General features: G+C 62.8%; 7 protein-coding genes and 1 CRISPR repeat array. All 7 genes read left to right on the top strand.

Annotated elements, in window-relative coordinates; genetic code table 11:
* Positions 1-11 precede the first annotated feature (11 nt).
* Positions 12-1,181 (top strand): TIGR02221 family CRISPR-associated protein, encoded by a 1,170-nt coding sequence (csx2, locus tag JNK99_RS01825; RefSeq protein ID WP_291847776.1) that lies wholly within the window; start codon positions 12-14, stop codon positions 1,179-1,181.
* 18 nt (positions 1,182-1,199) lie between these two features.
* Positions 1,200-3,854 (top strand): type III-A CRISPR-associated protein Cas10/Csm1, encoded by a 2,655-nt coding sequence (gene cas10, locus JNK99_RS01830; RefSeq protein ID WP_291847779.1) that lies wholly within the window; start codon positions 1,200-1,202, stop codon positions 3,852-3,854.
* A gap of 80 nt (positions 3,855-3,934) precedes the next feature.
* Positions 3,935-4,306 carry a type III-A CRISPR-associated protein Csm2 gene (gene csm2, locus JNK99_RS01835; RefSeq protein ID WP_291847782.1) on the top strand — a complete coding sequence of 124 codons (372 nt, stop codon included), beginning with the start codon at positions 3,935-3,937 and terminating at the stop codon, positions 4,304-4,306.
* A gap of 19 nt (positions 4,307-4,325) precedes the next feature.
* Positions 4,326-5,036: a type III-A CRISPR-associated RAMP protein Csm3 gene (gene csm3 / locus JNK99_RS01840; protein ID WP_291847785.1), complete on the top strand. Its 711-nt coding sequence runs from the start codon at positions 4,326-4,328 to the stop codon at positions 5,034-5,036.
* A 3-nt stretch (positions 5,037-5,039) separates the two neighbouring features.
* On the top strand, positions 5,040-5,993 hold the full coding sequence (locus JNK99_RS01845) for a hypothetical protein (RefSeq protein WP_291847788.1): 954 nt from the start codon (positions 5,040-5,042) through the stop codon (positions 5,991-5,993).
* Positions 5,990-7,630 (top strand): type III-A CRISPR-associated RAMP protein Csm5, encoded by a 1,641-nt coding sequence (gene csm5 / locus JNK99_RS01850; RefSeq protein WP_291847790.1) that lies wholly within the window; start codon positions 5,990-5,992, stop codon positions 7,628-7,630. Before JNK99_RS01845 ends, csm5 begins: the two co-directional genes overlap by 4 nt.
* The gene (gene cas6, locus JNK99_RS01855; protein ID WP_291847793.1) at positions 7,627-8,655 is read left to right on the top strand and encodes a CRISPR system precrRNA processing endoribonuclease RAMP protein Cas6; all 1,029 of its coding nucleotides are present in this window, start codon (positions 7,627-7,629) and stop codon (positions 8,653-8,655) included. Before csm5 ends, cas6 begins: the two co-directional genes overlap by 4 nt.
* 5 nt (positions 8,656-8,660) lie before the next feature.
* Positions 8,661-10,924: a CRISPR direct-repeat array (repeat unit 24 nt; unit sequence GTCAGTAACCAGCCCTGAAATCAA).
* The last annotated feature ends 1 nt before the right edge of the window (position 10,925 follow it).

Consider the following 10,925-nt stretch of genomic DNA (forward strand, 5'->3'; position numbering starts at 1 on the left):
GGCAGACCACCATGACCACCCTCATCAGCTTTCTCGGCAAGGGCCGTGCCGACCCGAAAACCGGCTACCGCACGGCGAACTATCGCTTCGACGCCGGTTTCTCTCGCACCGTCCCGTTCTTCGGTCTTGCCCTGACCGACTATCTCAAACCCGACCGCCTCATCCTGGTCGGTACCGCCGGCAGCATGTGGGACGTCTTTTTCGAGCGCGAGGGAATCGACGACGAGGCGGTGCTGCACCTGATGGCAGCGACCGAAAACGGCGAGGTCGATGAACAACTCCTGGCACTGCCACGCCAGCAACTGAGCGAAAGACTCGGCATCCCGGTCGACTGTCTGCTGATTCCCTATGCACGCGACGCCGCCGAGCAGGCCGGGATCCTGCATCGCCTGGCGACCGTCGTCGAGCAGGGCGAACACTTGAGCATCGACGTCACCCACGGCTTTCGTCACCTGCCGATGCTGGCTCTCGTGGCGGCGCGCTATCTGTCCCGGATCGCCGGCGTCAAGGTCGAAGAGCTGTATTACGGCGCCCTCGAAATGCAGACCACCGATGGCGAAACGCCGGTCCTGCGTCTCGGCGGCCTGCTCGACATGCTCGACTGGGTCGATGCCCTGGCCTCTTATGACAAGGACGGCGACTACGGAGTCTTCGCACCGCTACTCGCGGCGGACGGCATGGACAAGGGGCGTACCGATCTGCTCGCGCAGGCCGCCTACTTCGAAAGAACGAGCAACCCGGTGCGCGCACGCGAGACGCTGACCAGCGTCTTTCCCTCGGTCGAAGCGCATCAGGGCGCGCTCGGCAGCCTCTTCGGCGATACGCTCAAACAGCGGATCGGCTGGTTTCGCGGCGCCATGCGGGAAGACTGGGAACTCTCGCTCGCCGCGGCCTACCAGGCCCGGCGCGACTACCTGCGTGCGGCAACCTTCATGTATGAAGCCTTCACCACCCGCGCCTGCAACGACCGACGTTACAATCCCAACGACTTCGATCGCCGACGCGATGCCTATCACGAGGCGCGCGAACAGCAACCTGCCGTCCGGCAACTCGAACATCTGCGCAACGCCCTGGCGCACGGCGTCCGGCCGCGTTCCAACCAGGACACAAGAACGCTCGATGACGAAAATCGCCTGCGCAGCAAACTCGAAATGCTGCGCAAGGACCTCTTCAAGCTGTAACCGGGAGACCGTAAAGCCATGAACCTCCTCGAACAGTCCGCGCGTGTCGCGCTCGCCGCCTTCATGCACGACATCGGCAAACTGGCCGAACGCGCCGGAATCGACCACCACGGTCGACTCGATTCCCACAAGACGCTGTATTGCCCCTGGCACCAGGAAGGCGCCAACCCCCGCCGCGGCTGGCACAGCCACATCCACGCCGCTTACACCGGCCTGGCCTGGGATACCCTCGAAGAAACCGGTCACTTTCCAGACCTGCGCCGCAACTGCCTGCCGTTTTCGACGGCGGTCGACGGCAACGCGACCGACTCGGCGGTCAATGCCGCGAGCGCGCACCATCGCCCGGACACCTTCCTGCAATGGATCGTCGCGACGGCAGATCGCGTCGCCTCCGGCTTCGAACGCGACGAGTTCGACCTCAAGTACAACCGCAGCAAGGAGCACGACAACCATTACCGCGCCCGCCTGCTGACGCTCTTCGAACAAATTGGTCGGGCGAGCGTCGAGGAAGGCAAACTCGCATGGCGCTACCCGCTGCAGCCGCTTTCGCCAGCCAGCATCTTCCCGCAGGCCACCGCCGCGTGCACACCGCACGACAACGCCAGCGCGCGCCGCGAGTATCTCGTCTTGTGGGAATTACTGCTCGAAGGCGTGCAGCGCATCCCGAAGGAGCATCTGGGCGCGCTGCCGCTCTGGCTGGACCACTTCGACAGCCTGTGGCTGACCATCACGCACGCCATTCCGGCCGCCACCGCTTTCGGCGTCAAGCCCGAGGTCTCGCTCTACGACCACAGCAAGGCGGCTGCCGCACTGGCCACGGCGCTGTGGCGCTGGCATCACGACCAGGAACAGGAAGACGCGCGCGCGGTTCGCGAAGGCTGGGCGGAACAAAAGATCCTGCTCGTTCAGGGTGACTTCTTCGGCATTCAGGACTTCATCTTCGCCGAAGGCGGCGCGACGCAGAAGAACGCGCACAAACTGCTGCGCGGCCGCTCGTTCCAGGTTTCCCTGCTCGCCGAATGCGCTGCCCTCAGACTGCTCGAAGCGCTCGAACTGCCGCCGACCGTGCAGATCATCAACGCCGCCGGCAAGTTCCTGATCGTCGCCCCGAATACCTCCGGCGCGCATGCCGCGATCGCCCGCTGCCGGCAGGAACTCAGCGACTGGTGTCTGGCCCACACCTACGGCGAGATCGGCGTCGGGCTGGCCAGCACGCCGGCCTCGTGCAACGATTTCGCCGCCGGCCGCTTCGGCGAACTCACAAAACGCCTGTTCGCAGCGCTCGACACTGCCAAGCACCGGCGTTTCGACCTCTGCGCCACCGATGCGCCCAGCATTTTTGACGGCTTTCTCGACCGCTTCGACAACACCCTCGGCGTCTGCGCCATCAACGGCCGTCACCCGGCCGATCGTGCAGCGTCGGCACACCGCGACTACCCGTTGTCGACGCTCGCCGACGACCAGATCCGTATCGGCGAGCAACTGACCCGGCACGCGCGCCTGCTCGTCGCCCGCCAGGCCGAGAGCTTGCCTGTCCTCGGCCTGGATTACTTCGGCTACCGCCTGGCGATCGTCCCGAATGCCGAGGAATCCGGCAAGTACGGCGAGCTGGCGCGCAACGGCACCCTGCTGCGCGTCTGGGACTTCGACGCCGCCGAAGCCGATGGCACGCTCTGGCGTGGCTATGCACGGCGCTTCGTGAACAGCTACGTGCCGCGCTTCGACACCGGCGATGCACAGACCGCCGGCAAATACGACCGATGGGAAGCCGAAGCCGAGGGACAGCACGCGGCCGCGATCAAGACATTCAACCTGATCGCCTGCGAAGATCGCCAGCAGACCGACACTGGCCGCTGGCAGGGCGAAATCGCGCTGCTCACGATCAAGGGCGACATCGACAATCTCGGCGAGATCTTCCAGAAAGGCCTGGAGAAACCGACCTTCGCCAAAATGGCGTCGCTGTCGCGACAGATCAACGCCTTCTTCGCGCTCTGGCTGCCCTGGTTCTGCGAACATGGCCACGACGACAACGGCGTCGCCCGCTACCGCAACACCTACACCGTCTTCGCCGGCGGCGACGACTTCTTCCTGATCGGCCCCTGGGATTCGACGCTCGCACTGGCAACGACGCTGCGCGAGAATTTTGCGGCCTACGTCGCCAACCCGCAGATCACCTTCTCGGCGGGTCTCTCGATGAATCACCCAGCCACTCCGATCCGCCAACTCGCTCGCAGTGCCGAAGAAGCGCTTGCGGCAGCCAAGACACATCCTGACAAGAACGATCCTCGCAAGAACGCCGTCACACTCTGGCAACGCCCCGTCTCATGGGCTGACTGGCAGACGTTGATGGGACAGCGCCAGGCCGCGCTCGCGGCACTGATCGAGCCCGCCGGCAGCCACGGCGCAACCTTCTCCAGCGGCATCCTCTACACCCTGCTGCAGCTTTCCGACCGCGCCGAGAGTCAGCGGCCCGAGGACGCCATCTGGCGCTCGCAACTCCATTACCGGCTGGCGCGCTTCTTCCGCGACCGCGTCAAGGGCGACGAGGCCGCGCGCGGGCGCCGCGAACCATTACTGGCCGACGCCATTCGCGAAATCGGCGGCGCGCTGGGTGCCCACAAGGGGGCTTACCGCCTGCCGCTGTCGGTATTGCTCTACCGGCAGCGCGAGTGATCAAGAAACCGCTATGGCAAGCTTGCCGTAGCAGACCCTGCTGCTGACTTCCCGCACAATGACCTCAAGGAGAACCCACGATGCCCATCAATCTGGCTGCCATTCCCCCCGACGCCGAGCTGTTCAACAAGGAAGCCGAGACCGTCGCCATCCGACTCGATCTGGCTGCCCGCCATCTCAACAAGCCGACGCAGATTCGCCGCTTCTACGACGAACTCGTCGGCTGGCAGGAACGGATCGACGGCGACGACGAGAAATTCCGCCAGTACGAGGCATTCATTCGCATGCTCAACGCCAAGGTCGCCTACGCGAAAGGGCGCCAACTGGTCGATGAACAATTCGTGTCTTGGTTCCGCGAATGCCTCAGAACCACCACCAGTGCCAAAGCACTCGACCACTTCCGCCTCCACTTCGAAGCCGTTCTCGGCTTCCTCAAGGCGCTGCGCGCCTGAACCTCCGGAAAGCACAACCATGCAACTGACCCGAATCAAACAACTCACCGCCACCCTGACGCTCAAGACCGGTCTGCACATCGGCGCCGGCGACACCGAGATGCGCATCGGCGGCACCGACAACCCGGTGGTCAAGAACCCGCTCGACGGCCAGCCCTACATCCCCGGCTCGTCGCTCAAGGGCAAGATCCGCTCGCTGCTCGAATGGCAGCTCGGTCTGGTCAGCGCCAGCAACGGCCATCCTTTCTCGTTCCAGCACCTGGCAAAGAACGACACCCCGCAGGCGCGCGACCTGCTGCGCCTGTTCGGCGGTGCGCCGGGCGGCGAAGTCGAGAAACTGGTCAGCGAAATCGGCCCGACCCGCATCGCCTTCTGGGACTGCGCGCTGAACGCCGAGTGGCTGGCGAAGGCCCGCGCGCGCAACCTGCTGACTACCGAAGACAAGAGCGAGAACTCGATCAACCGCATTGCCGGCGTCGCCGAAAACCCCCGCTTCACCGAGCGCGTCATCGCCGGCGCCGAATTCGATTTCCGGCTGTCGCTAAAAGTCATCGACGACGAGGATCTGCTGCCGCTGCTGTTGCGCGGCCTCAGGCTGCTCGCCGCCGACAGCCTCGGCGGCTCGGGTTCGCGCGGTTACGGCAAGGTGGCCCTGACCGGTCTGGCGCTCGACGGCGCCTCGATCCAGGCCGATTTCGACGCCCTGCTCCTTTTCCCGACGGGCGCCTGAAGCATGCCGTACGCTCTCCATCGCGCCACGCTGGCGCTGCACACCCCGCTCGGCACGCCGCTCGCCGGCGACACGCTCTTCGGCCAGCTCTGCTGGGCGCTGCGCGAAGCCGCCGGCGAGGCCGAACTGAGCCGCCGCCTCGCAGGCTACACCGAGGGGTGCCCCTGGCTGGTCGCCTCCGACGGTTTCCCGGCCGGCTACCTGCCGCGGCCGACGCTGCCGCAGCATTTTGCCCCCGCTGCCGACAACCCGGCACAGCGCAAGGCAGCCAAGCGGCAGCGCTGGCTGGCTGCTGCACGCAGCGGCGAGAGGCTGGCCATCCAGCTCGCCAGTGCTGTCGATGACGCCACCGCCTACAGCCAGGCGCCACAACGCCAAATGCGGGCGCACAACACACTCAACCGCCTGAGCGGCAGCACCGGCGAAGGCGCTTTTGCCCCCTACAGCGTGCCGCAGACCTGCCACGCTGCCGGACAGCGCATCGACCTCTATCTGGTGCTCGATAGTGAGCGTGTCGCGTCGGCGGAGGCAGCCAACCTGCTCGCGGCGATCGGCAGTCACGGCTTCGGCCGCGACGCCAGCGTCGGCCTCGGCAAGTTTACGCTGGAGAACATCGAGCCCACGACCTTCGCGGTTCCCGCGGGTGCCAATGCCTACTGGACGCTCGCCCCCTGCGCGCCGCAGGGCCAGGGTTTCGTCGGCGCCTCGAGTTACTGGCGCGTACTCACCCGCTTCGGCCGCCACGGCAACGCTCTGGCGATCGCCGGTCAGCCCTTCAAGACACCGGTGCTGCTCGCCGCCAGCGGCGCCGCGCTGGTGCCGGCGAGTGGCTTTGCCGACCGCGCATTCATCGGCCAGGGTCTCGGTGGCGCCGGCAGACTCTCCAAGGCCGAAGCCGCCACCGTGCAGCAGGGCTATTCCCCCGTTGCCTTCCTCGCTCTGGAGTCCGCACCGTGACCAAGCACACACGCCCCCTCACCCGCTCGCTGGCGATTTGGACGTTGTCGCCGGTGCATGTCGGTTGTGGCGAAGTCTATGAGCCGAGCGGCTTCGTCATCCACGAGGGCCTGCTGCACGTCCTCGATCCAGCCGACCTCGCCGATTCATTGAGCGACGACGAGCGCAAGCGCCTTACCGCGACGGCCAAGCAGCCCGAGCCGATCGGTGCCATCCAGCGCTTCTTTCGCGATGGCGCCGCGCGTTTTGCCGAACTCGCCACGCAGCAAGTAGCCGTCGCCGGGGATCTGGCCCGTGAATACGCAACGAAAGCCGGCAGGCCGACACATCGCGACCCCGGCGGCGAGCCGACCTACAACCTTTTCCCGATCGCCCGTACCGCCTTCCGGCCTTTCGATGGCACCCCATACCTGCCCGGCAGTTCGCTCAAGGGCAGCATCCGCACCGCCTGGCTGAACCACTTGAATGCCAATTCGCCACTCAACCCCGCCGAAAGGGCAGACAGGCAAGGTGCTGCGCGCAGCCTCGAACAACGCCTGCTCGGCTACGCCGCCGGCCAGTTCGAAAACGATCCTTTCCGTCACCTCGCGCTCGCCGACGCGCACCCCGAGGACGACAGCACGCCACCGCCGACGCGCGTGCTCTACGCGATCAGCAAGAAAAAGCGCCCGCCACGTGACGACGAACGGCCGTCGCCGGAACTCAAGGTGTTTCTCGAAACGATCCCTGAAGCGCTGCCGGCGTCCTTCCTCGGCGAGATGCGCTTCGGCCCCAGCGCGACGATTCCCTGGGAAGCCCTCTGCGACGCCTGCAATGGCTTCTACCGCCCGCAGCTCGAAGCCGAACTGCAGCACCCGGTACTCGGCGCATTGCTCGACAGCGAGTGGGCGCGGCTGATCTACCGCCTGCTCGGCGAAGAACTCGACGAACTGATGGCGGCGCGGCAGGGTTTCCTGCTGCGCGTCGGCCGCCACTCGGGTGCCGAATCGGTCACCCTTGGCGGCCTGCGCAACATCAAGATCCTCGGTCCCCGCGTCGACGGCAAGCAAACTTCCGACTTTCGCCCAGCCACCACCGAGAAGCGCTACGCCAGCCTGACACGATCCGGCAACAGCGGGCTGCTGCCTTTCGGCTGGATCTGGGTCGATGCCTGCGACGACCGTCACCGCCACCTCTCGGACGCCGTGCAACAGCAACTCGCTTCGCGCAGTGGCCTCCTGCGTGAAGCGCATCAGGATCGCCTGCTGCGCCTCCGGGAAAAACAGGCGCAGCGCGCCGCCACTGCGGCCACCATCGTCAGCGAGAAGCAGGCCAGGGCTGTCGCCGCGCGTGCCGAAGCGGAAGCGGAAGCGAAACGCCAGTGCGAACTTGCCTTGATGAATCCGGACCTGCGCCGTATCGAGGAATTCAAGACCGACTTCGCCGCGCGTGCCAAGCAGTTGCGTGGCAAACAGGAAAACGCCAACGCCGTTTTCCATGCCAAGGCGAAGGCGCTCGCTCGCGACGCCGCCGCCTGGCCACAGGCCGAGCGACGGGCCGCCGCCGACGCCATCGAGCACTGGCTGCCGCAAGTCGTCAAGGTCGACATCAAGGATGAACGCAGGAAGCTCAAGCTTGCTGCGCTGCGTGCCCCATGAGTGCCGCCATTTCCTTCCCGGTTGCCCGCTACCGCTTCGAGTTCCAGGTCAGACAGTCGATCCGTCTGCCCGACTATGCCGGGTCGATGCTGCGTGGCGCCTTCGGCCACGCCCTGCGCCAGCTTGCCTGCATGACGCGGCAGAAGGAGTGCGCCGGCTGCCCGTTGCTCGCCACCTGTCCCTACCCGGCGATCTTCGCTCCACCACCTCCGGCAACGCACAGCCTGCAGAACTTCACCCAGATTCCCGCGCCGCATGTCATCGAACCACCCGCCTGGGGCAGCCGGATGCTCGCCACCGGCGAGACGCTGGCCTTTCACCACGTACTGATCGGCCGGGCGCTGCAGGAATTGCCGCTGATCATCCTGGCCTGGCGGCGCGCCCTCGCGCGCGGCCTCGGTGCTGCCGACGGCACGGCCGATCTGCGCCGCGTCGTACACTGCAGCGACAGCGGCGAGCACGAGATCCATCGCCCGGAGGTCGGCAGCATTGCGCCTCACGTGCAAACGATCACCCTGCGCGCCGACCCCAAGCAGCTGGTGATGAGTTCCACGACCCTGTGCTTCAGCACACCGCTGCGTCTGCAACACAACGGCCATGCCCTCCCCCCGGGAAAGCTGCAGGCACGTACCCTGCTGCTGGCCATCATCCGCCGCGCCAATCTGCTGGCCGAGTTCCACGGCGACGGACCCTTGCTGGAGGATTTCGCGGCGCTGAGTGCCGCGTGTGCCGACATACGCGACGAGAAGCGCCTCACCTGGCTTGACTGGACACGCTACTCCTCGCGCCAGAAGCAGAAGATGAGTCTCGGCGGGGTCGTCGGCACCTGGCGGCTGGAAGGCCCGCTCGCCCCATTCCAGCCCTTCCTCGAACTTGGCGCCTGGCTGCACGTAGGCAAGGAGACCGCCTTCGGCCTGGGCCGATACACCCAGACACGCGGCACGCCGCAAGACATCCCGGAGGATCAGGCGAAAAGTTGCGAACGCCCTCGCCAAGTGTCTGAAAAGGAAGCTAGAATCTCGTAGGCGCGGTCAGTAACCAGCCCTGAAATCAAAGGGATTAAGACCGCTCACTCGTTGTCGCCTTCGTCGGAATCTTCGGTCAGTAACCAGCCCTGAAATCAAAGGGATTAAGACCCTGGCGTCGAAACGGCCGAGCGCAACCGCGCACAGTCAGTAACCAGCCCTGAAATCAAAGGGATTAAGACATCGCTGCCACACTCGTGGCAGCGGTCATACGCCAGTCAGTAACCAGCCCTGAAATCAAAGGGATTAAGACCTGGTGGGGAATCGCTCAGTATCCTGCGGTACCGTCAGTAACCAGCCCTGAAATCAAAGGGATTAAGACGCCATATCCATCGCGTATTCGTAGTCGATCCGGGTCAGTAACCAGCCCTGAAATCAAAGGGATTAAGACCGCGTTGAGCATGGCCAGCCGATAGGTCTGCCAAGTCAGTAACCAGCCCTGAAATCAAAGGGATTAAGACATAAGAAACAGAGACCAATGAGCATACGGAATTGTCAGTAACCAGCCCTGAAATCAAAGGGATTAAGACGTTTGCGAGTGTGGCGAATTCGTTCATTTTATGTCAGTAACCAGCCCTGAAATCAAAGGGATTAAGACTGATCTTGTGTGTGTTATGGCAGAACGGGCGTATAGTCAGTAACCAGCCCTGAAATCAAAGGGATTAAGACCCTGATAGCTCGTCGAACCGTTTGGCGAAATTGTCAGTAACCAGCCCTGAAATCAAAGGGATTAAGACAACCACTTGTTGAACGGGTCGATCTTCCATTTCTGGTCAGTAACCAGCCCTGAAATCAAAGGGATTAAGACTCGATCCGGCCGACGATGCCGAACGCGGCCAGGAGTCAGTAACCAGCCCTGAAATCAAAGGGATTAAGACATCGCCGAAACGGCTTTGGTTTTTGATCCGTCCGTCAGTAACCAGCCCTGAAATCAAAGGGATTAAGACCAATCCAGTCTGCCCAGTTGTCATTGATGGTCTGTCAGTAACCAGCCCTGAAATCAAAGGGATTAAGACGCCGCGCTGGCCGTAGGACATTACGGGGCGGGCGGTCAGTAACCAGCCCTGAAATCAAAGGGATTAAGACCCAGCTCGCCGGCGGTCCAATCCCGGACGAAACGGTCAGTAACCAGCCCTGAAATCAAAGGGATTAAGACGCTGTCGGTGGTGATTATGGTCTTCATGGTTCGCTGTCAGTAACCAGCCCTGAAATCAAAGGGATTAAGACCCAGCCGCCGCGGCACCCTTTGGTGCAGCGTACCCACGTCAGTAACCAGCCCTGAAATCAAAGGGATTAAGACAGTAGCGGGAGGCTTCGCGCCTCTCGGCGGCGCGTCAGTAACCAGCCCTGAAATCAAAGGGATTAAGACGGCTTTCCGAAATGCTCTTCGCGGGTGACAAACGGTCAGTAACCAGCCCTGAAATCAAAGGGATTAAGACGGGCTGCGGTTTGGGTGGTTACTCATCAAGTTCGGTCAGTAACCAGCCCTGAAATCAAAGGGATTAAGACGTTCGATGCAATCGATGGCTTGGTTGGTTTTCATGAGTCAGTAACCAGCCCTGAAATCAAAGGGATTAAGACGTGGTCTTGTCAACCATCAGGTCGGCACGGATCGTCAGTAACCAGCCCTGAAATCAAAGGGATTAAGACGGTGTCTTGCCCCTCGAAGTGCTCCACCAACATGTCAGTAACCAGCCCTGAAATCAAAGGGATTAAGACCTTTGTCCGGCCGCTCTGCCGGGCGAACTGACTGGGTCAGTAACCAGCCCTGAAATCAAAGGGATTAAGACTTTTTTCAGGCTGATGGTGGTGCTCATGGTCCTCGTCAGTAACCAGCCCTGAAATCAAAGGGATTAAGACATCGGATCGGTGTCGTTTTGGTTGCCTGGTTCCGGTCAGTAACCAGCCCTGAAATCAAAGGGATTAAGACTTTCCTCGGCCGCGTGACTTTCCATTTTTGCCGGGTCAGTAACCAGCCCTGAAATCAAAGGGATTAAGACGTGGTCAGCACGGCCGTTGCCGTGCCGTGTTTCGGTCAGTAACCAGCCCTGAAATCAAAGGGATTAAGACCTGTGGAACCGCCGTGCTTCCAAGTGCTTCAGCGGCGTCAGTAACCAGCCCTGAAATCAAAGGGATTAAGACCTTATATCCAATGCGAATCATAGCTGCTCTATGTCAGTAACCAGCCCTGAAATCAAAGGGATTAAGACAGATTGTGTTGATCTTGCTTGTGTCAGCTTGTGGCGTCAGTAACCAGCCCTGAAATCAAA

The sequence above is a fragment of the Accumulibacter sp. genome, from assembly GCF_016789985.1.
Classification (GTDB): domain Bacteria; phylum Pseudomonadota; class Gammaproteobacteria; order Burkholderiales; family Rhodocyclaceae; genus Accumulibacter.